This is a genomic window from Allobosea sp. TAF32 (assembly GCF_052113585.1).
In the GTDB taxonomy this organism is placed as follows: domain Bacteria; phylum Pseudomonadota; class Alphaproteobacteria; order Rhizobiales; family Beijerinckiaceae; genus Allobosea.
This window is the reverse complement of the sequence record NZ_JBFRDM010000003.1, coordinates 131,138-157,116: the sequence shown is the minus strand read 5'-3', so window position 1 is coordinate 157,116 and position 25,979 is coordinate 131,138. Positions and strand designations below refer to the sequence as shown.

Genomic DNA, 25,979 nt, shown 5'->3' with positions numbered 1-25,979 from the left:
TTCAGACCAGCCCGACCGGCTTGCCAACCGCCTGAACGAGCAGGTCGGGGTTGCCGAAGAGGCGATGGGCAACGCGCTTGACGTCATCGAGCGTCACAGCCGCGAAGAGACCGTTGCGGCGGGCGAGGAAATCAGGTGTGTCGCCGCGCAGCGCGAGAGCCAGCAATTCCCCGGCGATCTTCGGCGAGGTGTCGAAGCGCAGCGGGTAGGAGCCGATGATGTAGCGCTTCGCTTCCTCGACCTCGTGCTCGCTCGGCCCATCATGGGCGAGCTTCAGCATCTCCTCGCGGATCACCTTCATCGATTCGGCGGCGCGGTCGTTGCGGGTGGCGGTGCCGCCAACGAGCATGGCGCTCTCCCGCAGCGGCATCAGGCTGGAGGATACGCCATAGGCAAGGCCGCGCTTCTCGCGCACTTCCATGAACAGGCGCGAAGTGAAGGCCGAGCCGCCGAGGATGTGGTTCAGCACACTTGCTGGGATGAAGTCCGGATCATGCCACATCAGCCCCGGCCCGACGAAGCGAAGCACGGTCTGCGGGACGTCGAGATCGATGACATGGGTCTGGCCCAGCCCCCGAATCGGCAGCGGCTGAGGCGGGCGCGGACGGGACACGCCCTGTGGCAGCGCCCCGAACAGCAGATCAAGGCGCCCGGCGAGTTCGGCCGCGGTGATGTCGCCGACCACGACAACCTTGAGCCCGCCGCGATCGAGCAATGCCGGCGTCAACGCCTTCAGCGCCGGAGCCGCCAGTTTCGAGACGCTGTCGACATCGCCCTTCTCGGGCCGGCCATAGGCATGGCCGGGGAAGGCCGCGGCGAAAAGCGCGTTGCGGCACATGACTTCGGGGTTCTTCGCCTGGCGCTGCAGCCCGGCGATGATCTGGGCCTGGACACGGCCGACCGCATCGGCATCGAAGCGCGGCTGGTTCAGCGCCAGCGCCAGCAGGTCGAAGGCGGTGTCGCGATGACTCGACAAGGTCTGGACATGTCCGTGGAAATCGTCGCGGCGGGCCTCGAAACCGAGGCTGATCGCATGATCGGCCAGCCGGCCCTGAAAGGCCTCGGCGTCGAGATCGCCGGCACCTTCATCGAGCAGGCCCGAGATCAGATAGGCGCTGCCGGCCGCGTTTTCCGGGTCGCGGCTGGCGCCGCCGTCGAAGGCGAAATCGACCGCGATCAGCGGCAGGCTGTGCTCCTCGACGAGCCAGGCCTCGATGCCGCCCGGCGAGCGGACGCTCTGGACCGCAAGGGCGGGGCCGGCCGTGTTGAGGTCGGGTGTCGGAATCGGCGCGTTCATGTCGCTTCCTGTCGGCGGAGCCTGGCGTCCGCCCGTTCGGTGAGACGGCAAGGATCAGGCGGGCAGCAGCAGGCCGGTGACGCTGCGACCAGGCTTCAGATAGCGGCGCGCCGCTTCGACCACCGCATCGCGGCTGACGGCCTCGATGCGCTGCGGCCAGGCGAGCACGTCCTCGACCGTCTCGCCGACCGCCAGCGCCGAGCCGAAGATGCGCGCCAGCGAAGCCTGGTTGTCGCGGGCGAACACCGTCTCGGCGACGAGCCGCGTGCGGGCGCGCGCCAGCTCCAGCTCGCTTGGCCCGTCGGCCAGGAAGCTGGCAAGCGCGGCATCGAGCCCCGCCTCCATCGCCGCCATCTCGACACCGGGGCGCGGGCTGGCGGAAAGCTGGAAGGCGGCGCGGTCCACCATCGAACCCATGAAATAGGCGCTGGCGCCAGCCGCGAGCTCGTCCTCGACGCAGAGCTTGCGATAGAGCCGCGAGGTCGTCCCGCCGCCGAGGATCTCGGCGACGAGTTCGAGCGCCAGAACCTCTTCGCGCTCTCCAGTCGTGTAGGTCGGGGTCAGCCACCCCCGGCGCAGCGAAGGCTGCTGCACGCGCGGGTCGTTCAGCGCAACCCGGCGCGAGGCGCGCGGCTCGGGCTCGCTCGGGCGGCTGCGGACAGGCGCCGCGCCGCGGGCCGCGATCTTGCCGTAGCTCTCATTGGCGAGACGCCGCACCTCGGCGGCATCGGTATCGCCGGCCACGACGAGGATCGCGTTCTCGGGCGTGTAGAAGCGCTGATAGTAGGCGAAGGCGTCGTCGCGATTCAGACGCTCGATCTCATGCTCCCAGCCGATGATCGGCGTGCCATAGGGATGGTGGAAGAACAGCGAAGCGGAGAATTCCTCGCCGAGCTGGGCAGCCGGATCGGAATCGACGCGCATGCGCCGCTCCTCCAGCACCACGTCGCGCTCGGGTCCGACCACGCTCTCGTCGAAGGAGAGGCCGGTCATCCGGTCGGCCTCGTAATCCATCATCGCGCGCAGATGCTCCTTCGGCACGCGCTGGAAATAGGCGGTGTAGTCGTAGGAGGTGAAGGCGTTCTCCTGTCCGCCGAAGCCTGCGACGATCTTCGAGAACTCGCCGGCGGGCCAGCGTTCGGTGCCCTTGAACATCAGATGCTCGAGGAAATGCGCGATGCCCGATTTGCCGGCCGGATCGTCGGCGGAACCATTGCGATACCAGACCATATGGGTGACGACCGGCGCCCGATGGTCCTTCACGACGACGACGTCGAGGCCATTATCGAGCCGGAAGGCTTCGACGGGCTCAGCCAGACCGGGCTGGCGCGCATGGATGTTCACCTGACGCGATCTCCTGCTGAGACACAAAGGGCGGGCACGATGCGCCCGCCCCGGAAGAGAACTTGGTCAGCTTGTCCCGCTTCGGCAAGAGGCTCGCCTCAGCCGATCTTGCAGATCAAGCCTAGTCAGGCCTGACCAGCATCACCGGTCCCTGGCCGGTCACGAATTCGCGCTGGCCGACAGCCTGCTTGTCCTCGACCGGGCCGCCGCGACCCGGGCCCATCGCGGCCGTGTCAGCCGGGCGGCGATAGCCGGTCGGCGGCTCGGTCAGCAGGCGGCGCTGCGGCTCGGTGCCATAGGCCAGAGACTCTTCGGCCGCCTGGTTGCGGCGGGAAGCGAGGTCGCGGCCGATGCGGATCGGCTGGATCTGGTTGTTGTAGTTACTGTGTTCCTCGATGATCGTCGGCGCCTGTTCCACACGGGACGTGCGGCCGCGGCGCAGCTCTTCCTGCGACAGGACAGGGTTGTTGCGCGCTCTCTCGGAGAGCGCATAGGGCGGACGATTGGCCTCGTCCTTGCGGCGCTGCACATCGGGATCATTCGGCCAGGCGGCACTGCGAGCGCTCGCCGGATCCTGCGGGCGCGGCAGCGCCGAATTCGGCGGCACGACCAGCGGCGCACGCTCGCGATAATCGATGTCGTCGCCGGCCCCCTTGCCGCCGAAGGTGCCTTCGAGCAGGTTCTTGAACAGCATGCCCTCCTGCGCGAAGGCAGGCTGGGCCGCCAGCACGAGCCCGCCGGCGAGCAGCAGATGCGACACGCGGATGCGTTGCGCCATATCAAATCTCCCTTTGGACAATCTCGCACTCGCCTCAAGCATGGACGAGCGGCGAAAGGATGGCGAGACCGTCACTCAGCTGTCTTTTCCCCAGCCGGTCGGAAGGACTCATACAGGAGCCCGGCCACACCGACAACGATCGCGACATCGGCGATGTTGAAGATGTACCAGCTGAAGCTACCCCAATGGAAGTGAACGAAGTCCACCACCGCGCCGTAGACGGCGCGATCGACGCCGTTGCCGAGCGCGCCGCCGATGATCAGCGCAAGGCTCAGCACCGTCAGCGCGCCCTCGCTGCGCCACATCCAGCGCCAGAGCCAGACCGCCGCGACGAAGGAGATGACGACGAGGAACCAGCGCCCGAGATCGGTGCCCTGCTGGAACAGGCCATAGGAAATGCCCCGGTTCCAGGCGAGCACGATCGTCAGGAAGGGCGCGAGATCGAACGGGCCGTTCTCGGCCAGCCCGACGCCGTAGAGCATCCAGCATTTCAGGAGCTGATCCGAGACGAAGACGATCAGGACCGTGACGAGGCCGAGGCGGCGGGCAGGCGTCATCAGGCGGACACCCCCAGCTCCTTCAGCGCCTTGGCATCGCGCGGCGTTACCTCCGGATAGGCGGCGTCGGCCGTCTTGGGGTCGAAATACTTCCAGGACCGCGCGCATTTGATGCCGGCAGCGCGATGCGACACCACCGCGACGCCGGGAATCTCGGCGAGGCGGAAAGCCTCGGCCGGCCCCTCCCCGTTCGTGATGCGGATATCGGAGGTAATGCTGATCTCGGCGAGATCGACGCCCGAGAGTGCTGCATAGAGATCGGCATCGGAAACGAAGACCTGCGGTGCAGCCTCGAGCGAGGAGCCGATCCGCTTGGCGGCACGCTCCAGCTCGAGCGCGCCGGTGACGACGCGGCGCACACGGCGGATCTTGCCCCAGCGCTCCGCCAGCTCGGGATCGAGCCAACTCGCAGGCGCCTCGGCGAAGCGTTCGAGATGCACCGAGCCTTCGCCCGCCTTCTCCGTGGGATAGCGTTCGAGCCAGGCCTCTTCGGCCGTGAAGACCAGGATCGGCGCGAGCCAGGTCGTCAGGCAGCGGAAGAGATGGTCGACCGCCGTCAGCGCGCTGCGGCGGACATGGCTCGACGTCGGATCGCAATACAGCGCGTCCTTGCGCACGTCGAAATAGAAGGCCGAGAGCTCGGTGTTCATGAACTGCGAGAGCAGGAACACGACCTTCTTGTAGTCGTAGGTGCGATAGGCCTCCTCGACCTGCGGCCCAAGCTCGGCGAGGCGATGAAGCATCAGCCGCTCCAGCTCCGGCATGGTCTGCGGCTCCGAGACGCGGATTTCCTCGCTGAAATGGGCGAGCGTGCCGAGCATCCAGCGCATGGTGTTGCGTAGCTTGCGGTAGGTCTCGACGAAGGTCTTCAGGATCTCCTTGCCGATGCGCAGATCGTCGGAATAATCGGCAGCCGCGACCCACAGGCGCAGGATGTCGGCGCCGGAATCCTTGATGATGTCCTGCGGGGCCGTGACGTTGCCCTTCGATTTCGACATCTTCTCGCCCTTCTCGTCCAGGCAGAAGCCATGGGTGAGGACGATGTCATAGGGCGCCCGGCCGCGGGTGCCGCAGCTTTCCAGCAGGCTCGAATGGAACCAGCCGCGATGCTGGTCGGAACCTTCGAGATACATGACGCGGTCATTGCCGCCCTCATCCTTGCGGCGTGCACGCAGATCGGCCCGCTTCTCCAGGGTGAAAGCATGGGTGGACCCTGAGTCGAACCAGACGTCGAGCACGTCGGTGACGCGCTCGTACTTCGCCGGCTCGTAGCCGAAGGGCTTGAGGAAGCGGGCACCGTCCGTGTCGGAGAACCAGGCATCGGCGCCCTCCGCCTCGAAGGCCTGGGCGATGGCGGCGTTGACCTTGGCGTCGACGAGGACCTCCTTGGTCTCCTTCTCGACGAAGACAGTGATCGGCACGCCCCAGGCGCGCTGGCGCGACACGACCCAGTCAGGCCGGTTGGCGATCATGCCGTTGATGCGGTTCTCGCCGGCGGCGGGCACCCACTCGGTTTCCTTGATCGCCCGCAAAGCGCGGTTGCGCAGCGTATCGGTATTGCCGCCAAGCGTCGGCGCGATCTCGCCGATGCCGGTCGGCGAAGGCGCCTCCCCGATCGGCTTGTCCATGGCGATGAACCATTGCGGCGTGTTGCGGAAGATCACCGGCTTCTTCGAGCGCCAGCTATGCGGGTACTGGTGCTTCAGGCGACCGCGCGCGATGATGTTGCCGGCCTCGACCAGCGCCTTGATGACGACGTCGTTGGCGTTACCCTTGTCGCCCTTGTCCGTGATGACCTGCGCGCCCTCGAAACCCGGCGCTTCCTTGGTGAAGCGGCCATCGGCATCGACGGTATAGGGGATGCGGGTCTCGATGCCGCGCCCGGTGAGCTGGCGGCCATTCGCCATCCAGATGTCGAAGTCCTCGCGGCCATGGCTCGGCGCGGTGTGGACGAAGCCGGTACCGGCATCGTCGGTGACGTGATCGCCGTCGAGGAGGGGCACATCGAAGTCGTAGCCGTGGCCGCGCAGCGGGTGGGCTGCGGTGAGCGCCGCAAGCTCATCGGCCGGAACATCGGCGACCAGCTCGAAGGCTTCGACCTTGGCGGCTTTGAAGACGCTTTCGGCGAGGTTCTTGGCGAGGATGTAGGTCGCGCCGACCTTGGCCCAGTTGTTCTCGGGCGCCGCGGTGACGCGGTAAAGGCCATAGGCGATCTTGTTATGGAAGGAGATCGCGCGGTTGCCCGGGATCGTCCAGGGCGTCGTCGTCCAGATGACGATCGCGGCGCCAGCAAGCTTGGCCGGCGCATTCAGCACCGGGAACGGCACGTAGATCGTGTCGCTCGTGTGCTCCTCGTACTCGACCTCGGCCTCGGCCAGAGCGGTCTTCTCGACCACCGACCACATCACGGGCTTGGAGCCGCGATAGAGCTGGCCGGTCTCCGCGAACTTCATGATCTCGCGGGCGATCTGCGCCTCCGCGGGATAGGCCATCGTCAGATAGGGATGGGCCCAGTCGCCCTCGACGCCGAGGCGCTTGAACTCGTTGCGCTGGACGTCGACCCAGTGCTCGGCGAAGGCGCGGCATTCCTTGCGGAACTCGACGACCGGGACATCGTCCTTGTTCAGGCCCTTGGCGCGGTACTGCTCCTCGATCTTCCATTCGATCGGCAGGCCGTGGCAGTCCCAGCCCGGCACATAGTTGGAATCGTAGCCGAGCATCTGCTGCGAGCGCGTGACGAGGTCCTTCAGCACCTTGTTCAGCGCGTGGCCGATATGGATGTTGCCGTTGGCATAGGGCGGCCCGTCGTGGAGCACGAACCTGTCCCGCCCCTGCCCCGCTTCGCGCAGCTTGCGGTAGAGGTCGATCCTGGCCCAGCGGGCGAGCAGCTCCGGCTCGCGCTGCGGCAGGCCCGCGCGCATCGGGAACTCGGTCTGGGGCAGGAACAGCGTCTGCGAATAGTCGACGCCGTCACCTGCGGTCTGGGCGGCCTTGGCGTTGTTGGTCTTGTCGGTCATCTTCCGGCTCGGACAGTCGGGACGGCGGGCCATTCGGCGGGCCCCGGGCGTCCACTCATGAAACGGGAAAAGCGGTCTTCAACCCGGACTGCGCAAGCGCCCGCGCTAAGTCTAGCGCGAGGCGGCAGCCGGGCCCGTAATTCGCCGGGAAAGATCGATCAGCATGGCGCGTTGAGCGGGCATGGAGGGCTTCTAGCAGGCACGGCTCACGGAAGGAAGGGCGGCGCGTCGAAAGCAGGGGTCCTGGCCAGAATGTCGCGGGCACGGGCGCTGTCGGCGTCCATCTGCACGATCAGGGCCTCGAGCGAACCGAATTTTTCCTCGCCGCGCAGCCAGTCGACAAAGGCCACGTCGACGCGCTTGCCGTACAGGTCACCGGAAAAGTCGAAGACGAAGGTCTCCAGCCGCGGCGCGCCGTCGTCGAAGGTCGGGCGGCGGCCGAAGCTCGCGACGCCGTCGCGCCAGACGCCGTCGATGCGCATCCGTACCGCATAGATGCCGTGGCGCAGCTTGCAGTCGCGGGCGAGCTGCATATTGGCGGTGGGATAGCCGAGGTCGCGGCCACGCTTGTCGCCATGGGCAATGAGCCCGTGCACGAACCAGGGCCGCCCAAGGAATTCGGCGGCGCGGGCGACATCGCCCTCTTCAAGCGCCGTGCGGATCAGCGTCGACGACACCGCCTCGCCATGCCAGGCGAAGGGCGGCACCACGCGAACCGGGACGCCGGCCGTCAGGCAGTGAGCCTGCAGCATCTCGGGCGAGCCGGTCCGCCCCTTGCCGAAATGGAAGTCATAGCCGCAGACGAGGCCGGTGGCGCCCAGCCGCCCGACTAGCAGATCGTCGATGAAATGCTCGGCCGTGATCGCCGCGATCTCGCGGTCGAAGGGCAGGACGAAGACCTGAGCAAGGCCGGCATCGGCCAGCAATTCGAGCTTGATCTGTGGCGGTGTCAGCCGGAAGACGGGTTCCTCGGGGCGGAAGACGCTGCGCGGATGCGGCTCGAAGGTGAAGGCGGCCGGCACCGTACCGAGATCGCGCGCCATGGCGCCCGCCACCCGGGCGAGTTCGGCATGCCCCCGGTGGACCCCGTCGAAATTGCCAAGCGCGAGCACGGCGCCGCGCAGGCCATCCGGAATGGGCTTGTCGAGGTCGAGGACCACGGCCGCCGGCTCGGAGCGCGACGGCGCATCGGCTGGGGAAGACATCGATGAGGAACGTCCCTCTGCCCGCGAAAGCCGGGCGATGGTCGTCTTTGCGGCGAAGGCCGGTGAGGCGTCAAGGCCGCCCTGCCCCAAACCTCTCAGGATTTGGGCTTCGGCGGCATCGCCACCCAGGCCTCGCCCTCCATCACCGCCTTGCCGTCGACGAGGCACTCGCAGAAGAAGCGCGCCCGGCGGCGCTCGGCGACGAGTTCGACGACCTCGACGCGCGCCATGACGACATCGCCGATCTTGACCGGGGCCAGGAAGGTCAGCGTCTGCGAGAGATAGACGGCACCGGGGCCGGGCAGCCGCGTGCCGAGCAGCGCCGAAACCAGGCTCGCCGTCAGCATGCCATGAGCGATGCGCTGACCAAACTTGGTGCCGGCCGCGAACTGGTCGCAGAGATGGATGGGGTTGGCGTCGCCCGAAAGCTCGGCAAAGAGCGCGACATCGCGCTCCATCACAGTCCGCATCAGGCTCTCGGACTGGCCGATCGCCAGATCCTCGAAGGCATGAACGGTGTAAAGCGTGCCGGGCATCGGCTGAACAGTCATTGATCTCTCGTCGCTTGCAGGCGCACCCCAGCCCCTGTGCTCGACCGGGTTAATCATCTCGCAACTGCAATATAACGGCAATTGAACTTTGGTGCGGAGCACCACCTGCCCCACGGTCACTTGGCGATCGGATTAACCGCTTCGCAACACGCCGTCGGTATCACCGGATGCGAGTGGAGACCGCCTCTAACGGGCGGCGCGGTGTCGGTATGTTCCGACGCCGCAACTGCCCTGCCTGGAGCATCGCAATGGCTCTCGATCCGTCCATGCCGATCCTCGTGGTCGACGACTACCAAACGATGATCCGCATCATCCGCAACCTGCTGAAACAGCTCGGCTTCGAGAATGTCGACGACGCCTCGGACGGCTCGGCCGCGATCGCGAAGATGCGCGACAAGAAATACGGCCTCGTGATCTCCGACTGGAACATGGAGCCGATGAGCGGCTTCGAGCTGCTGCAGAAGGTGCGGGAGGAGACGACGCTCTCCGAGACGCCCTTCATCATCGTCACAGCTGAGTCGAAGACAGAGAACGTCATCGCGGCCAAGAAGGCCGGCGTCAGCAATTACATCGTGAAGCCGTTCAACGCGCAAACGTTGAAGACCAAGATCGAGGCGGTCTGCCTCGCCGCCTGACGCATCCGGCCGAAAAGTGGCATCCACTTTTCGGAGAAATCAGATGCGACAGTAGAGAGCGAGATCGCCCTCACCAGACCAGATGCGGCATGGCATAGGCCGGCCGGTGCGCCTGCTGGCCGAACCAGCCGTGACGCTCCTCCCATGACGCCTCCATCAAATCCTGTGCATGGATGCCGGCCAGCACCATGATGCCGGCAGCGCCGAAGCCCGAGGCGCCGGCGATATCGGTGCGGATGGCGTCGCCTACGGCGCAGATCCTGTCTCGGGCAATCGCCTCGCCGCGCTTTTCCTCGGCCGCAGCCAGAGCCGCCTCATAGATCGGCCTATGCGGCTTGCCGGCATAAATCACCCGCCCGCCGATCTCCTCATAGGCAAGCGCGACCGCACCTGCGCAGGGAATGATGCGGCCACCGCGCTCGACGACGAGATCGGGATTGGCGCAGATCAGCGGCAACCCGCGTGCGGCGAAGCCGGCCAGCAGGTCGGCATAGGTCGCCGCCGTGTCGTTCTCGTCGTCGAACAGCCCGGTGCAGAGCACATAGGCGGCTTCGGCAGGGCTGGTTTCGCGGACATCAAGACCGGCGATCAGCGGCAAATCCCGGTCGGGCCCGAGCCGGAACATCGGCTCGCCGGCGCGTGCGTGGATCAGCGACCGGCACACATCGCCGGAGGTGACGATCGCGTCCCAGGCTTCGCGCGGGACGCCGAAACCGTCGAGCTGGTCGATGATGACCCCGCCCGGGCGCGGCGCATTGGTCACCAGGACGACACTGATCCCGCGTTCGCGCATGCGCATCAGAGCCACCAGGGCGTCGCGATAGGCCGCGACGCCGTTATGGACCACGCCCCAGACATCGCAGAGGCAGAGATCGAAACGGTCCGCGACCTCGGAGAAGCCCGAAAGCGGGATGGTGGATGCGATCCCCAATGGCGACACTGTCTCGATCTCCGGCGCTAGAGGAGGCATCCATGCCTCGCCGCAGCAGGTCTAGACGGGATTCGCCGGCAGCGGAACCGGATGTTGCGTCGCTTCGCGCGTCAGGCGCTGGCGCGGCGCAGCACCGAGCGGAACGGCAACCGTTCGGGGCGGCCATCCGGCGCAGCGGCGGCGGGGCTGGCAGACGCGCCGTGAGCCAGGACCGGGCGCGCGGCATCATTGGCAGCTCCGGGCGGGCGCACCTGCGCAGCCGGGACGGCGGGAGCAGCGGGCGGCGCAGGAGCCGCCTCCGGTTCCGCAAAGACTTCCGGCTTCACCGGGCGCGGCGGGGAGAACGCCTGGCCCTGCCCCATCGTGACGCCAAGCTCGATCATATCGGCTGCCAGCGGGTTGTCCTCGACATGCTCGGCGACGAGAGTGATCGACGCCCTACCCAACATCGCCGCCAGATCGCCTGCCGCGATATCGCTGACGACCTTGCCTTCGGCATGATCCCGCAGCAGCGTCGCCGGCGCCTTGATGAAGCGCATGCCCCGGTCGAACAAGGCGCGAGGGTCAAGCCGCAGATCGACGACATGATCGAGCGCGAACCGCACGCCGTTCGCCGACATCGCGCCGAGCAGGCCGAGGCTCGTCGGATCGAGGTTCCGGAAGACCGTCTGAGGCATCTCGATGACGAGGTGCCCGGTGTGCTCGCGATATTTGTCGAGAATGCGCGTCAGTGCGGCCAAGGCGCGTGACGAACCCCAGGTTGCTGCGCTGAAATTGCAGGAGACGAAGATACCGCCATCCTTCGAGGCGAGATGGCGGGCAATCGCCAGGGCGCGTGTCAGCACAAGCGCGTCGAGTGTCGGCCCGAAGCCACGGGTTTCGATGGTGTCGAGGAATTCGTGGGGGAGGAGCAGGGTGTTCTCGTCGAGCCGCAGCCGCGCCAGCGCTTCGTAGCCCTGTGTGCGGCGCTGCGGCAGCGACACGATCGGCTGAAGATGGACCTCGATGCGCCCTTCGCTGAGCGCCCGGCCGATGAGCGCGGCGCGCTCGGCCTCGGCCGCTTCCTGCGCCGCCTTGGCCGCGGCGGCACGCTCCGCTGCCTGCTGCTCGGCGCGGGCGCGGCGCACCGCTTCCGGATCGAGAACCACTTCGGGAATAGCGGGAGCGGGGAGCGCCGGCGCCGCAGACGCCGGCTCGGGCAGCCGCGCCAGAACCGTCTCGTGGTCGGCGAGCGTCGTGGCAACCTGATGGATCAAATCGCCGAGCAGTCCAACCTCGGCGGTGAGTTCATGGATTGCGGCACGAGCCGGCGCGGCATCGGCATCCCGCATGGGCATCTGCTCGACACGCTGCGAAAGCGCGTCCAAGCGGATGGCGTTGGTGGCCAGCCTGACCTTGACCTCGCCGAGCCCGGCCAGAGCCTGCTCGTGCCGAGCAAGGCCGCGGCGCTCGAACGTCCGCATCGCGACCATAACGCCGGCGCCGGAGGCAAGCAGCCCCAGCGCGGGCCCCAACCCGCCCGGCAAGATAATCGCCATGACCGCGCCAGCAGAAAGCCCGGTGACTGCGCCGGCGAGAGGAGGCAAGGCTTTCAGGCGCAAAGGAGCCACGGCAGCATTCGCGCTACGAGGGTTGATCGGAAATCGGGAACGAATCACAACGCTAAGCGGCAGATTACCCGCGCGCGCCGCGTTATGCGAGCAGCCTCGTCCGCCGGGCGTCACCATCGTCCGCGCGGGCCGCGAAGCGGGGAGCGCAGCGGTGCGCGAGGGCCTGTCAGGACTTGTCGAGGCCGAGCGGCGCCAGAACCTGGCTCGCCACTTCGTCGGCGAAACCCTTCCGGGCAAGGTATGCGTGCGGGTCCTTCTTGAAGAGCGGAGCCTTGTCCCGAAGCTGCGCAATGGCTTTCGCCTGGGCCGCCGCATCGTCCTCCGACGCCGCGCTCAGGGCCTGGGCCAGCAGGCCGAAGGGGCTCGTATCGGCTGCCAGCATGGCGGCATAGGTCTCCGAAACCTTCTTGGCGCCGATCAGATAGGCTCCGAGAAAAGCGTAGAAGTCATAGCGCGGCGGCCGCCCGACACTGAGCGCAGCCGCGCGCTCGAGTATCGGCAAACCCTCTATCGACCGGCCGCGCCGAACATAGAACGCGCCGAGATCCGCCATGATGTCCGGATCATAGGGATTGCGCGTCAGAGCGTCCCGTCCCTTCTGAAGCGCCTCCTCGGTCGATCCGCGCAGGAACAGGACCTTCATCATGGCCTGATAGGCCCGTGCACCGGACGGCGCCAGGCGGATGGCCGTCAAAGCCGCGGCGAGGGCGCGATCGAGCGGCGGCTTGTCTTTTTGCTCGCCCGCCTTGGGAACGAGGTCGTCCGGATTGAAGCCCGAACCGTATTCTCCAAGCGTCATGATGGCGAGATGGGCCCATGCCGGGTAGAAGCTCGGGTCCTGCTCGATCAGCCTTTCAAGGCAGGACCGGGCAGCGAGATGGTCTTCCGGGACCATGGTGCGACGGGCATCGAAAGCCTGCAGGATGCAACGAACCGCCGATAACGACTGGGATTGGCGTATGTCGGCCGGGATGATGCCGAAGGGCTCCGTCAGCCTGGTCGCCAGGTTGCGCGCCATCTCGGCAAGCTCGGAATCCTGCAGGAGTTCGAGCGACGGCCGGCCGGAGGACGCCGTCCAGACGATGCGCCCGTCCCGGACCGAACGCAGACGCCCCAGCCCCTCGACGCCGCTGTCGACAGCCTGAACGTTCATCTCGAAAACATAATCGACGTCCGCGGGCGCCGCAGTTCCCGGCGGCGGGGCCTTGATCGTCACGAGATCGTCGAAGCGGGCCATGGCATCGACCAGCAGATCGGAAAACCGGTGGAGGATGCCTGCCAGCTTGGGATCCGACGGCACCACCGGGATCGTTATGGCGACGCGGACGAGCTGGAGGGGGGCCGTGATCGCCGGCTGCGCACCCGCGACCTGCTCGTTCCCGTTTAGCTTGGCCGAACTCAGCCCGGCCGGCGTGTCAGCCGGCGCCAGATACCACCAGGCGAGCGTAAGAAGCCCCAGAGCAAGCGCCGCCGCCGTGACGATGGACCAACGCCGCGTGGCGACGCGATCGGCCGCCTTTGCGACCGGAAGTGCCTCCGTCACTGGGGGATCGTCGCGAAGGGCGAGGACCGAGGTCTGTTCCCACGTCATCTCCGTATCCGGATCGACGACCTCGAAGACGGGAACATACCCTCCAACGGGCATCGAGACCACAACCGGATCGCCCTGTCCCTCGCCGGCATAGTACTGCGTCAGCGCACGCCTGAGCCGCCCCGCCTCCACCCGAACGATCGGATCGATCTGCGGGTTGAAATCGGCTGGCCGCCCGAGGCCTTCCACCGCGATGGTATAACCCTTCAGCTCGGCCGCGCGCCCCTCGATCGTGCGCTCGACGATGAAGCTCAGGAAGGCCGAAAGCTGAGGTGCGGCGCGAAAGGCATCGGAAGCGAGGACGCGGGCCAACTCCGCACGAAGGATCGCCGCGGCCCGTTCGTCCAGCCGTCCAGGATCACTATCGCCGTCCGTCATCGGGGTCCGTTCGTCTGTGCCCCAAGCGGGGAGATTACGCCATCGGCGACCTAACGTCACCTGCGGCCTTCGCTCCAGCCGTCATCCGTTCGGCGCAGCCATGGCGTGCCATCATGGCAATTTACAGTCCGCTTTCGCCTGCTAGGTTCAACCAAGGTTAATCCACAGGGGCCTTCGATGACTTCCGCATCCTCCGCCATCGGCACGCCGAACGACCTCGAAGCCTATTGGATGCCGTTCACGGCCAACCGGTCGTTCAAAAAGAACCCCCGCATGGTCTCCCGTGCCGAGGGCATGTTCTACTACACGCCCGAGAACAAGCCGGTGATGGACGGCACGGCGGGCCTGTGGTGCTGCAATGCCGGCCATGCCCGCGAGCCGATCATCCAGGCGATCCAGGCGCAGGCGCGCGACCTCGATTACGCCCCGTCCTTCCAGTACGGCCACCCGAAGGTCTTCGCCGCCGCCGCCCGCATCGCGGCGCTGGCACCGGGCGATCTCGACCATGTCTTCTTCGCCGGCTCGGGCTCGGAAGCGGCCGATTCGGCGCTCAAGATCGCGCTGGCCTATTGGAACGTTTCGGGCAAGGCCGCGAAGACCCGGCTGATCGGCCGCGAGCGCGGCTATCACGGCGTCGGCTTCGGCGGCATCTCGGTCGGCGGCATGTCGAACAACCGCAAATTCTTCGGCTCGCTGCTGACCGGCGTCGACCACCTCGCCCATACCTATGACCGCGAGAAGCAGGCCTTCAGCAAGGGCGAGCCGGAATACGGCGCGCATTTCGCCGATGATCTCGAGCGCATCGTCGCGCTGCACGACGCCTCGACCATCGCCGCCGTCATCGTCGAGCCGATGGCGGGCTCGACCGGCGCGCTGCCGCCGCCGAAAGGCTATCTCAAGCGCCTGCGCGAGATCTGCGACAAGCACGGCATCCTGCTGATCTTCGACGAGGTGATCACAGGCTTCGGGCGCCTCGGCTTCGCCTTCGCCGCCGAGCGCTACGGCGTGATCCCGGACATGATCACCTTCGCCAAGGGCGTGACCTCCGGCACGGTGCCGATGGGCGGCGTGATCGTGCGCAAGCACATCTACGACGCCTTCATGGGCGGCCCGGACAACGTCATCGAGCTGTTCCACGGCTACACCTATTCGGGCCACCCGCTGGCGGCAGCCGCCTGCCTGGCGACGCTCGACATCTACCGCGACGAAGGCCTGTTCGAGCGCGCACACGCGATGGAAGGCGCCTGGGCCGACGCGGTGATGAGCCTGAAGGGCGAGCCGAACGTCGTCGACATCCGTACGCTCGGCATCGTCGGCGCCGTCGACCTCGCCCCGCGCGCCGATGGCGTCGGCAAGCGTGCGTTCGAAGCCATGGACCGCCTCTTCCGCGAAGAAGGGCTGATGGTGCGGACCGCCGCCGATACCATCGCCTTCTCGCCGCCGCTGATCATCACGGAATCGCAGGTCGAGGAGTTGATCGGCAAGCTGCGCCGGACGATCCGGTCGGTTGCGAACTGAGGCGCAGACACCGGGCGTCATTCTCGGGCGGAGCGAAGCTCTGACCCGAGAATCTCGGGCAAGACAACGTGCCGGAGCCTCCGCGTCATGAGATGCTCGGGTCAAGCCCGAGCATGACGGCCCGCACCCGAACGGTGCTCTTCCTATCCCCGCCGCAGCTTGTTGTAGCGCGCGATTAGCCTGTCGCGCTTCAGCCGCGACAGGCGGTCGATCCAGAAGATCCCGTCGAGCTGGTCGATCTCGTGCTGATGGCAGACAGCGAGGAGGCCCTCCGCCTCCTCGACATGCTCCGTTCCGTCGAGGTCGCGATAGCGCACCCGGACGCGGGAATGGCGCTCGATCTCATCGGTGACACCCGGCATCGAGACGCTGCCCTCGACATGGCGGATGGTCTCGCGCGACACGCTGTCGAGGACGGGATTAACGTAGGTCCGGACCTCGCCCGGCGCCAGTTCCAGAACGACCAGCCGCGACAGAACGCCGATATGCGGCGCCGTGATGCCGATCCCTGGCGCGGCACGCATGCTGTCGAGCAGATCCGTCGCCAGTTCCCGCAGATCGGCATCGAAGCGCGTGACCGCCAGGGCGGCCACGCGCAGACGCGGATCGGGGAAACGCAAGATCGGGCGGACGGCCATGGCTGGCGGACGCTCAGGCCGCCGCCTTCTTCTCTGCCGTGCCGTAGAAGCTCTCGCCGGTCTTGGCCATGCGTTTCAGCAGGCGGTTCGGCTTGAAGCGTTCGCCATGGGCCTTGGTCAGCTTCTCGCAGAGCTTCACGAAGGCGGCAGCGCCCATATTGTCGATGTACGAGAGCGTGCCGCCGGTGAAAGGAGCAAAGCCGAAACCGATGATCGAGCCGACATCGGCCTCGCGCGGATCGGTGACGACGCCTTCCTCATAGGTCTTCGCGGCTTCCAGCGCCTGCGTCACCAGGAGGCGGTGCTTCAGCTCCTCCATGTCAACGCTTTCGGGGTCGAGCCGCTTGCCGACGAGATCGGCGAGCCCCGGCCAGAGGCGCTTCGGCCCGGCTTCCGGATAATCGTAGAAGCCCTTGCGGTTCTTGCGGCCGAGACGGCCGTGCTTCTCGACCATGTCGGCGAGCAGCTTCTCCTGCGCCGGATCGACCGCGCCCTCTCCGAGCTGAGCCTTGGTCGCCTTCAGCACCTTGTAGGCCAAGTCGACCGCGACCTCGTCATTGAGCGAGAGCGGGCCGACCGGCATGCCGGCCTGCTTGCCGGCCGCCTCGATCATCGCCGGCGGCACGCCCTCCATCAGCATCAGATGGCCTTCGCGGATGTAGTTGCCGACACAGCGATTGGCGTAGAAGCCTCTGACGTCGTTGACGACGATCGGCGTCTTCTTGATCGCGCGGACATAGTCCAGCGCCATGGCGAGCGCCTTCTTGCCGGTCTTCTTGGCCATGATGACCTCGACCAGCAGCATCTTCTCGACCGGCGAGAAGAAATGGATGCCGATGAAGTTCTTCGGGCGCTGACTGGTCTCGGCGAGGCCGGTGATCGGCAGCGTCGAGGTGTTGGAGCCGAAGATCGTGCGCGGACCGACCACGGCCTCGACCTTGGCGATGACCTCGGCCTTGACCTTCGGGTCCTCGAAGACCGCCTCGACGATCAGGTCGCAGCCCTTGAGATCGGCATAATCGGCCGAGGCCTTGATGCGGCCGAGCAGCGCGTCGCGATCGGCGGTCTTGGCGCGGCCCTTCATGATCTGGTCGGAAACCAGCTTGTGCGAATAGGCCTTGCCCTTCTCGGCCGCCTCGATGTCCTTGTCGATCAGCACGACCTCGAGGCCAGCCTGCGCCGTGACATAGGCGATACCCGCGCCCATGAAGCCGGCGCCGACAACGCCGACCTTCTTGAGCTTCGACGGCGGCACGTCGGCCGGGCGGCGGGCGCCCTTGTTCAATTCCTGCATCGAGACGAAGAGTGAGCGGATCATCGAAGCCGCCTCCTTCGTCCGCAGGATCTTGGCGAAGTAGCGGCTTTCGACCTTGAGGCCGAGATCGATCGGCAGCTGCAGCCCTTCATAGACTGCCGAGAGGATGGCGCGGGCGGCCGGATAGTTGTCGTTGGTCTCCCGGCGATAGATCGCGTTGGCTGGCGGCCAGATCTGCATGCCGGCCGGCGAATGCACCTTGTTCGAGGGCAGCTTGAAGCCCTTCTGGTCCCAGGGTTGCGTCGCCTGCGGATTGGCCTTGAGCCAGTCCTTGGCGTTCTGGACGATCTCGGCTCGCGGCAGGACGGCATGGACGAGGCCGGAATTGCGCGCCGGCAAAGCCTTCACCTGCTCGCCCTTGAACATCATCTGCAAGGCGTCGCCGGTCTGCATCAGCCGCGCCACGCGCTGGGTGCCGCCGGCGCCCGGAAACAGCCCGACCTTGATCTCGGGCAGACCGACGCGGGTCGAGGCATCATCGGAGACGACTCGATACTGGCAGGACAGCGAGAGCTCGAAGGCGCCGCCGAGGCAAACGCCGTGGATCGCGGCGGCGAAAGGTTTCCCGCAGGTCTCGAGCTTGCGATAGAGCAGCGAAAGCTTGCGGCTCTCGTCGAAGAAGCTCTGCATCGCGACCGCCTCGCCCTTCTCCTTGGCGAGCTTCCCATAGAGGTCGCGCAGCCCCTGGAGCATGGTGAGGTCGGCGCCACCCGAGAAGCTCTCCTTGCCGGAGGTGATGACGCAGCCCTTGATGGCCTCGTCAGCGGCGACTTTGTCGACGATTTGGTTGAGCTCTTCCATCACCTCGGGGGTGATGACGTTCATCGAGCGGCCCGGCATGTCCCAGGTCGCAACAGCGATGCCGTCGGCGTCGCTCTCGAAGCGGAAATTGGTGAGGTTCATGATCTCTCTCCCTGCCCTTCCGCTCAGACGCGCTCGATGATGGTGGCGACGCCCATGCCCACCGCGACGCAGAGCGTCACCAACGCGGTTTGCTTGTTCGTCCGCTCCAGCTCGTCGAGCACGGTGCCCAGCACCATCGCGCCGGTCGCCCCGAGCGGGTGACCCATGGCGATCGCGCCGCCATTGACGTTCAGGATGGCATCGTCGATGTCGAGCGCCTGCTGGTAGCGCAGCACGACCGAGGAGAAGGCCTCGTTCAGCTCGAAAAGGTCGATGTCCTTCGTGGTCATGCCGGCCTTCTTGAGGACGCGCTCGGTCACATCGATCGGCCCGGTCAGCATCAGCGCGAGGTCGGAGCCGACTGTGGCGAAGGCCTTGATGCGGGCGCGCGGCTTCAGCCCTGCGGCCTTGCCGGCCCGCTTCGAGCCGACGAGCACGGCCGCCGCGCCGTCGACGATGCCGGAGGAATTGCCGGCGTGGTGGACGTGGTTGATGAACTCGACATCCGGATGTGCGGCGGTCGCGACCGCATCGAACCCGCCCATCTCGCCCATTTGTACGAAGGAGGCCTTCAGCGCCGCAAGCGCCTGCATATTGGCGTCCGGCCGGATGGTTTCGTCGTGGTCGAGGATGGTGAGGCCGTTGACGTCGGTCACGGGGATCACCGAGTTCCTGAAGCGCCCTTCCTTCCAAGCCTGGGCGGCGCGCTGGTGCGAGCGGACGGCGAAGGCGTCGACATCGTCGCGCGAGAAGCCGTATTTCGTCGCGATCAGGTCGGCCGAGACGCCCTGCGGCATGAAATAGGTGTCGATCGCGACTGATGGGTCGACCGCGATGCCGAAGCCCGAGGCGCCCATGCCGATACGCGACATCGACTCCACGCCGCCGCCGATCGTCATCTCCTTCTGGCCGGACATGACCTGCGCGGCTGCGAGGTTCACCGCATCGAGGCCGGAGGCACAGAAGCGATTGATCTGCACGCCCGGCACTTCCTTGCCGTAGCCGGCCTTGAGCGCCACGGTGCGGGCGATGTCGGCGCCGGCCTCGCCGACCGGATCGACGCAGCCCATCACCACGTCCTCGACGAGGAGCGGATCGAGGCCATTGCGGTCCTTGATGGCGCGCAGGGTCTGGGTGCCGAGCTCGATCGCGGTCACTTCATGAAGCGAACCGTCCGCCTTGCCCTTGCCGCGCGGCGTGCGGACGTGGTCGTAGATGAATGCGTCTGCCATCGAGGGAACTCCCTGGCCTGCCGCGACCCGGCGGCTTTGTTTCCTGCCGGACGTCATGGTCGGGCTTGCCCCGACCATCTCCTCATCCAGCGAACTCATCAAGAGATGCCCGGGTCGAGCCCGAGCATGACGTGCCCTTGAGCCGCAGCCTCAGAACTGCTCGGGCGCCAGAGCCATGGTCGTGTCGGCCCCTGCGGTGATCCGCGCCAGATGCGCGGCGGTCTCCGGCAAGGTGCGCTCCATGAAGAAGCGGGCGGTGACGAGCTTGGCGCTCATCCGCTCGGTCGCGCCGTCGGCGCCGGCGTTGAGCTTCTCCAACGCCGCCTTGGCGATCTTCGCCCACATATAGCCGAGCGAGACCAGGCCGAGCAGATGCATGAAGTCATTCGCGCCGGCGCCGGCATTGTCCGGCTTGGCGAGCGCGTTGTTCATGAACCACATCGCTGCCTGTTGGAGGTGGCCGAGCGAAACCTGGAGAGGCCCGAGCAGGGGCTTCAGCGCCTCGTTCTCGGCATTCTCCTTGAGGAAGCCGCCGACCTCGTTGAAGAAGGCCATGATGCCGCGGCCGCCGTCGCGGCCGAGCTTGCGGCCGACGAGGTCCATCGCTTGCACGCCGTTGGCGCCCTCGTAGATCATGGCGATACGGGCATCGCGCACGAACTGCTCGACGCCGGTCTCGGCGATGTAGCCGTGGCCGCCGAACATCTGCTGCGCCTTCACCGCGTTGTCGAAGCCGATATCGGTGAGCACCCCCTTGAGCACCGGCGTCATCAGGCCGAGCTGGTCGTCGGCCGCCTGGCGCTCGGCGGCGTCGCCCGAGCGATGGGCGATATCGGATTGCAGCGCATTCCAGAGCACGAAGGCGCGCGCCGCCTCGTTGAAGGCCCTGATCGACATCAGCGTGCGGCGCACGTCGGGGTGGACGATGATCGGATCGGCCGGTCCCGCAATGTTCTTGGGGCCGGTCAGCGAGCGGCCCTGCAGGCGCTCCTTGGCATAGACGACAGCGTTCTGGTAGGCGACCTCGGACTGGGCAAGGCCCTGGATGGCGACGCCGAGGCGGGCCTCGTTCATCATCACGAACATGGCGTTGAGCCCGCGGTTCTCCTCGCCGACCAGCCAGCCCTGCGCGCCATCGTAGTTCATGACGCAGGTTGCGTTGCCGTGGATCCCCATCTTGTGCTCGATCGAGCCGCAGGAGACGTGGTTGTTCTCGCCGACGAAGCCGTCAGCGCTTACCTTGTTGCGCGGCACGACGAAGAGCGAGATGCCCTTCGTGCCGGCCGGTGCGCCCTCGATGCGGGCGAGCACGAGGTGGATGATGTTCTCGGTGATATCCTGCTCGCCGGCCGAGATGAAGATCTTGGTGCCGGAGATGGCATAGGAGCCATCGCCGTTCGGCACGGCTTTGGTCTTGAGCAGCCCCAGATCGGTGCCGCAATGCGGCTCGGTCAGATTCATCGTGCCCGACCATTTGCCCTCGATCATCTTGGGCAGGTAGGCGCGCTTCTGCTCGTCCGAGCCATGAACGTAGAGCGCGGCGATCGCGCCCATGGTCAGGCCCGGATACATGGCGAAGGCCATGTTCGCAGCCGAAGCGTACTCGTTCATCACGGCGCCGAGCGTGTAGGGCAGGCCCTGACCGCCATATTCCGGGTCCATGGCGAGGCCGATCCAGCCGCCGCCGGCATAGGCCTCATAGGCTTCCTTGAAGCCCTTCGGCGTGGTGACGCGACCGTCGGCGTGGCGCGTGCAGCCCTCCTGGTCGCCGGAGTAGTTGATCGGCTGGAGGACCTGCTCACAGAGCTTCGCGCCCTCGCCGAGCACGGCCTCGATCACGTCCGCGCTCGCATCGGCGAAGCCGGGCAGATTGTTGTAGCGCTCGATATTGAAAACGTCGTTGAGCAGGAAAAGCGTATCGTCGACGGGCGCCTTGTAGACCGGCATGTGGTCCTCCCTCTCGTCGCGGGCCGCTCGCCTCCGTTTGGGAGCGCCTCAATATAGTTCACATATAAACAATCTCATTCGACTTGCAACGGGTACACCGACATTTTGTCACTCTGCGGACGGAAACTGTCCATGCGGCAACAAAAAACCCCGGCACAGCCGGGGTTTCATGAAGGCTGATGCGGCAGCGATCAGGCCTTAGGCATACGGGACAGCGAGGCCTCGAGCTCGGTGATCGCGCTCTCGATCTCGGCGCGCTGGCTGCGCAGCAGATCGAGTTGCTCGACGATCTGGTCGCGGCTGAGCTGCAGCCCGCCGACATTGGCGGCCTTGTCGGCAGCACCCTTCTTGTCCTCGTTGGCGAGCATCGCGCGGATCTCGACGAGCGTGAAACCAAGCTGCTTGCCCTTGAGGATTAGCGCGAGGCGGGCGCGATCGCGAGGCGAATAGACACGCGCCATACCGGAGCGCGTCGGCGCGATCAGGCCGCGGGACTCGTAGAAGCGAAGGGTCCGGAGTGTGACGCCGAAATCGCGGGCAAGATCGCTGATGGTGTATTCGCCGGCCTCATCAGCTTGGGTAGGCATCGCGGAGCGGGCTTCGTGACTCGAAGAACCCGCCATAGCCAGATTTTGGCGTGACATGGAGGTTTCGTTCCTTTCGGTGATCGAATCGCTGTCCGTACGGCAGCGTCGATCGGGATACCTCCTCATAGGGAAGGCGCTATCGTTGCGTCAGGTAATACGTCCGTTTGCGGGGTAAGTTACCGTTACATCAGCGCCGGCAAAAGCCTCCCGCGCGCCATTCGCAAAAAATTAACGGTCTCGAAGCCGTTTCTTAACCCGCTGTTTACCATGCCGGCCAAATGTCGGGAACGCGTATCGGCGTCGTCAACGTTGTTTTCACGACTGCCAAGGTTCGCGCGGGGGTGGCGGCATCAGGGGGCCGCGCTCACCGGGAGACAGGGCCCCGTAGGCGAGCGAGAACATGGCCACCAGCTTGCCCTGGAGCGTCAAGGGCGTCGATCCCCGGACGCGCGACGCGGCAAAGGCGGCAGCTCGCCGCGCCGGCATGACGCTTGGCGAATGGCTCGACCACAAGATCCGCGACGAGAGCGAGGCCCCCGCGCCGGCTGACGCGATGCCCGAACAGCTCGACATCGCAGCCTTGTCCGAGCGGCTGGCACGTCTCTCGCTCGCGCAGACGGACACGGCGCCCCGCAAGGTCGACCCGGCGCCGTCGCGCTCGGAACTCAACGCCTTCATCGGCCAGGCCGCGAACATCGAGCGCCTGACGCGCGAAGCCAGCAGCCGGACCGCCGGTGCTCTCGATTCGATCACGCGCTGGATCGAGAAGACCGAGGATCGTCTGTCGTCGAGCGAGCGCGGCGCCGCCGAGCGGCAGGAGCGCGCGACCAACGTCATCGCAGAAGCGATCAAGACGATGGGCGAGCGCATTGCCGAGATCGAGCGCCGCAGCCAAGAGGCTCAGAACCGAGTGGAGCCGTCGCCACGCCTCGCCTTCAGCCGCGACGGACTCGAGGCGGCCGTCACCGACATCCGCACGCGCCAGCGCGTTCTCGACAACGAAGAGATCATTCCTTCGCCTTCGCGGGCGGCCAACGTCACGCCGGAACGCATTTCCGCCCTGCGCGAGGATCTGCGCGAGCTTGGCTCGCGGCTGTCTTCGGAGGGCCGGCGCGCTGGGCAGCGCCCTGCAGCGCCGCAGCCACGCCAGCCTGACACCAGCGCGATCGAGGCCAAGATCGCCGCCCTGGCCGAGCGCCTCGACCACTTCGACCGGCGCGACCAGTTCGAGCCGCTGCTCAAGCCGTTGACACGAATCGAGGCCGAGGTTTCCCGGCTATCGCAGGATCGGGCCGGCGACAGCTACCAGCGCTTCCAGCATGAGATCGCGCATCTGGCCGCCAAGGTCGACGCGCTGGCGGCGCGCGGGAGCGAGACGACCAATCTCGATCCCGTCCTGCGCGACATTGCCGAGTTGCGCAGCCTCATGCCGTCCGGCGGGCAGGATCATCGGCTCGACGATCTCTCCCAGCAGGTCGCTTCGCTGGGCTTCGAGATCGGCCGGCTGCGCGAAACCCAGCCGGACCTGCGGGAGATGCGCAATCTCTCGGCAGCGATCGAGGATGTCCGCAGCGCGGTCCTGACCAGCCGCCCGCAGGATTTCGACACCGCTCCCCTGGCTTCGCTCGCAAGCCAGATCGACCTGCTGTCGCGCAAATTCGACGACGTCACCGCGCAGCGCCATGGCGACCATCTCGACAACCGCATCGACGCGCTGCAGCACCGCATCGAGCTGCTCGCGGAGCAGGGCCCGTCTGCCGTCACCCGCCAGATCGAAGCGCTGGCCGGCCGGATCGAGAGCCTGGCCGCGTCGAGCCAGCTCTCCCGCATGGTCGGGGCCGCCGAGTCCGCTGCGCCGGTCGATCTGAGCCCGATCGAACAGATGCTGCGCCATCTCGCCGACAAGATCGACGAGGCCGGAGCCCCCGGCGCCGGTGCGGAGTCCTTCGAAGCGCTGGAACAGCAGATTTCGGGCATCGCCTCCCGGCTCGACGAGGCGGCGGCGACCCGCTCGGCCGAGAACGGCATCGAGCGCACGCTGCAGGATCTGGTCGTCCATCTGCGCTCGATGCGCGAGGAAACGGCGGCCGAACGCGCGGCCCTCGTCCAGGCGGCCAGCACCTCGGCGCCGGGCAAGAGCATTGCCGAGCTGTCGAGCCTCGTCACCGGCATGCGCGACACCCATGTCTCGTCGGAGCGCCAGACCCAGGACGCGCTGGGCGCCGTCCATCTGTCGCTCGAGGCGATCATGGCGCGGCTCGCCGGCCTCGAAACCGAGCTGCAGGGCGAGCGCCGGAACGCGCCGCCGCTCCAGGCCCCTGCCGCCCGCAGCGACACGCCTGCGGTCCGCGCGCCCGCGTTCGGGGCTCGCGACCATGCCGGCCCCGCAGTCAGCGCGGCGGCGCAGGATCGCTTCGGCGCCTCGGCCGCGCCGGCTCTGGGCGAATCCGGCCCCGCACTGCCAAGCGCGGCCTTCGACTTGCCGCTCGAGCCGGGTTCGGGTCGCCCGCGACCCGAAAGCGCCGCCAGCAGCGGACAGGACGCCCAATCGGTGCGGCAGAGCCTGATCGCTGCCGCCCGGCGCTCGGCCAAGGCCGCCAGCGAAGCCGCCGCCAGCGCTCCCGCAGCCGCCTCCGAACCCGCAGCGAAGAGCTCCGGCAAGCTCAAGGAGATCCTGGAGAAGCGCAAGCGCCCGCTGCTGCTCGGCCTCGCCGCGCTGATCCTGGCGATGGGCACGGCCCATGTCGTCACCGGCGTGATGCGTGGCGACGGCACCAAGACAGCGAGCACCGCGGCGCGTAGCCTGATCGCCCAGCCGGAAGCCTCGCCGGAGGGCGTGCAGACTCCGGCCAAGGATCCCGCTCCGGCCAAGGACCTTCCGCCTGCCAAGGACCAGTCCTCGGCGCTCTCGCCTGCACCGCTGGCAGCGCCGGCCAACCTGATTCCGGGCCAGGCCGTGCCGGATCAACCAGCCGCCGTCCCGCCGCCCCTCGTGACACCGGCGCCGGCCGCGGCACAGACGGAAGCCTCCGCGACCGTCACACCCGAATCCGTTCAGAGCGTCACCGGGGTTGGCGATCTGCCGGCCGGCTTCGGCAGCGCCGGGCTGCGCAAGGCCGCCTTCGACGGCGATGCCCGCGCCGTCTTCGAGCTGGCGAGCAAAGCTGCCGACGGCCCCGCCGCGCAGCGCGACGCAAAGCTGGCGCTGCGCCTGTTCGAGCGCGCCGCCGTCGCGGGACTCGCCCCCGCCCAGTTCCGTGTCGGCAACATGTTCGAGAAGGGCATCGGCACGCAGCGCGATCTCTCGCTCGCCCGGATCTGGTACCAGCGCGCCGCCGAGCGCGGCAACGCCAAGGCGATGCACAACCTCGCCGTGCTGCATGCCGAGGGCGTCTCCGGCAAGCCGGACTATGCCGCCGCGACGGAGTGGTTCCGCCGCGCGGCCGAACTCGGCGTGCGCGACAGCCAATACAACCTCGCGGTTCTGCTCGGCCGCGGCCTCGGGGCGCCGACCGACCTCGCCCAGTCCTTCGTCTGGTTCTCGGTCGCCGCCAATCAGGGCGACGAGGACGCCGCCCGCAAGCGCGACGAGGTTGCCCAGCGCCTGAAGCCGGACGAGCTCGCTGCCGCCAGGACGACCGCCGCGAACTGGAAGCCCAAGACGCTAGATACGATCGCCAACGAGGTGGCTCCGCCGGCCAAGGGCTGGGACGCCGGGCCTACCGCGGCGGCGGCGGCCAAGCCGGCCAAGCCGGCGCGCAGCTGAGTCCAACGCGGCAGCGTCATCCTTTCGACGTGTTGACGCGGCAAGGAAAACGATAATCTTTTACGACGGGCCGATAGCGGCCCGTCTTCCATTTCAGCAACAACTTTTAACCTGGACGGTTCAGTCTGGGACAAATCGGTGCAGGCAAAGGCCATGCACCCGCCTTGCGAGGGGTAGTA

18 protein-coding genes are annotated in these 25,979 nt (G+C 67.0%); 3 read left to right on the top strand and 15 right to left on the bottom strand.

From position 1 onward, the window contains the following. Position 1 precedes the first annotated feature (1 nt). From AB4Z16_RS08245 to AB4Z16_RS08215, 7 genes are all read right to left on the bottom strand, one after another. Positions 2–1,297 carry a M16 family metallopeptidase gene (locus tag AB4Z16_RS08245; RefSeq protein ID WP_441510854.1) on the bottom strand — a complete coding sequence of 432 codons (1,296 nt, stop codon included), beginning with the start codon at positions 1,295–1,297 and terminating at the stop codon, positions 2–4. Positions 1,298–1,351: 54 nt separating this feature from the next. Then, on the bottom strand, positions 1,352–2,641 hold the full coding sequence (locus AB4Z16_RS08240) for a M16 family metallopeptidase (RefSeq protein WP_441510853.1): 1,290 nt from the start codon (positions 2,639–2,641) through the stop codon (positions 1,352–1,354). Between the two features lie 121 nt (positions 2,642–2,762). Continuing rightward, on the bottom strand, positions 2,763–3,419 hold the full coding sequence (locus AB4Z16_RS08235; RefSeq protein ID WP_441510852.1) for a hypothetical protein: 657 nt from the start codon (positions 3,417–3,419) through the stop codon (positions 2,763–2,765). Positions 3,420–3,490: 71 nt separating this feature from the next. After that, positions 3,491–3,976, bottom strand: a complete 486-nt coding sequence (gene lspA / locus AB4Z16_RS08230; protein ID WP_441510851.1) for a signal peptidase II — start codon at positions 3,974–3,976, stop codon at positions 3,491–3,493. Continuing rightward, positions 3,976–6,993: an isoleucine--tRNA ligase gene (ileS, locus tag AB4Z16_RS08225; protein ID WP_441510850.1), complete on the bottom strand. Its 3,018-nt coding sequence runs from the start codon at positions 6,991–6,993 to the stop codon at positions 3,976–3,978. Before ileS ends, lspA begins: the two co-directional genes overlap by 1 nt. Before the next feature lie 206 nt (positions 6,994–7,199). Then, entirely contained in the window at positions 7,200–8,198 is a 999-nt protein-coding gene (locus AB4Z16_RS08220; protein WP_441510849.1) for a bifunctional riboflavin kinase/FAD synthetase, read from the bottom strand. Positions 8,199–8,293: 95 nt separating this feature from the next. Next, on the bottom strand, positions 8,294–8,749 hold the full coding sequence (locus AB4Z16_RS08215; protein ID WP_441510848.1) for a MaoC family dehydratase: 456 nt from the start codon (positions 8,747–8,749) through the stop codon (positions 8,294–8,296). 248 nt (positions 8,750–8,997) lie between these two features. Between AB4Z16_RS08215 and AB4Z16_RS08210 the strand changes: the two genes are divergently transcribed. Beyond that, positions 8,998–9,384, top strand: a complete 387-nt coding sequence (locus AB4Z16_RS08210) for a response regulator (RefSeq protein WP_441510847.1) — start codon at positions 8,998–9,000, stop codon at positions 9,382–9,384. 70 nt (positions 9,385–9,454) lie between these two features. Here the strand turns inward: AB4Z16_RS08210 and AB4Z16_RS08205 are convergent, their stop codons facing one another. From AB4Z16_RS08205 to AB4Z16_RS08195, 3 genes are all read right to left on the bottom strand, one after another. Then, positions 9,455–10,354: a TIGR01459 family HAD-type hydrolase gene (locus AB4Z16_RS08205; protein WP_441510846.1), complete on the bottom strand. Its 900-nt coding sequence runs from the start codon at positions 10,352–10,354 to the stop codon at positions 9,455–9,457. Between the two features lie 71 nt (positions 10,355–10,425). Continuing rightward, on the bottom strand, positions 10,426–11,853 hold the full coding sequence (locus tag AB4Z16_RS08200) for an EAL domain-containing protein (protein WP_441510845.1): 1,428 nt from the start codon (positions 11,851–11,853) through the stop codon (positions 10,426–10,428). 238 nt (positions 11,854–12,091) lie between these two features. Beyond that, positions 12,092–13,894, bottom strand: a complete 1,803-nt coding sequence (locus tag AB4Z16_RS08195) for a tetratricopeptide repeat protein (protein ID WP_441510844.1) — start codon at positions 13,892–13,894, stop codon at positions 12,092–12,094. Positions 13,895–14,071: 177 nt separating this feature from the next. On the opposite strand from AB4Z16_RS08195, the gene aptA reads away from it, so the two are divergent. Next, complete coding sequence (gene aptA / locus AB4Z16_RS08190) at positions 14,072–15,412, top strand: omega-aminotransferase AptA (RefSeq protein ID WP_441510843.1); 1,341 nt, start codon at positions 14,072–14,074, stop codon at positions 15,410–15,412. A gap of 143 nt (positions 15,413–15,555) precedes the next feature. Here aptA and AB4Z16_RS08185 read toward each other — a convergent pair whose 3' ends face one another. From AB4Z16_RS08185 to AB4Z16_RS08165, 5 genes are all read right to left on the bottom strand, one after another. Beyond that, the gene (locus AB4Z16_RS08185) at positions 15,556–16,050 is read right to left on the bottom strand and encodes a peptide deformylase (RefSeq protein WP_441510842.1); all 495 of its coding nucleotides are present in this window, start codon (positions 16,048–16,050) and stop codon (positions 15,556–15,558) included. A gap of 13 nt (positions 16,051–16,063) precedes the next feature. Further along, positions 16,064–18,268, bottom strand: a complete 2,205-nt coding sequence (locus AB4Z16_RS08180) for a 3-hydroxyacyl-CoA dehydrogenase NAD-binding domain-containing protein (RefSeq protein ID WP_441510841.1) — start codon at positions 18,266–18,268, stop codon at positions 16,064–16,066. 23 nt (positions 18,269–18,291) lie between these two features. After that, positions 18,292–19,500 (bottom strand): acetyl-CoA C-acetyltransferase, encoded by a 1,209-nt coding sequence (locus tag AB4Z16_RS08175; protein WP_441510840.1) that lies wholly within the window; start codon positions 19,498–19,500, stop codon positions 18,292–18,294. A gap of 150 nt (positions 19,501–19,650) precedes the next feature. Next, a complete protein-coding gene (locus tag AB4Z16_RS08170) occupies positions 19,651–21,447 on the bottom strand; it encodes an acyl-CoA dehydrogenase C-terminal domain-containing protein (RefSeq protein WP_441510839.1) in 1,797 nt (598 codons plus the stop codon). Positions 21,448–21,638: 191 nt separating this feature from the next. Beyond that, positions 21,639–22,034: a MerR family transcriptional regulator gene (locus AB4Z16_RS08165; RefSeq protein ID WP_441510838.1), complete on the bottom strand. Its 396-nt coding sequence runs from the start codon at positions 22,032–22,034 to the stop codon at positions 21,639–21,641. Between the two features lie 400 nt (positions 22,035–22,434). Here AB4Z16_RS08165 and AB4Z16_RS08160 point away from each other — a divergent pair, with 400 nt between their 5' ends. After that, a complete protein-coding gene (locus AB4Z16_RS08160) occupies positions 22,435–25,800 on the top strand; it encodes an SEL1-like repeat protein (RefSeq protein WP_441510837.1) in 3,366 nt (1,121 codons plus the stop codon). Positions 25,801–25,979 lie beyond the last annotated feature (179 nt).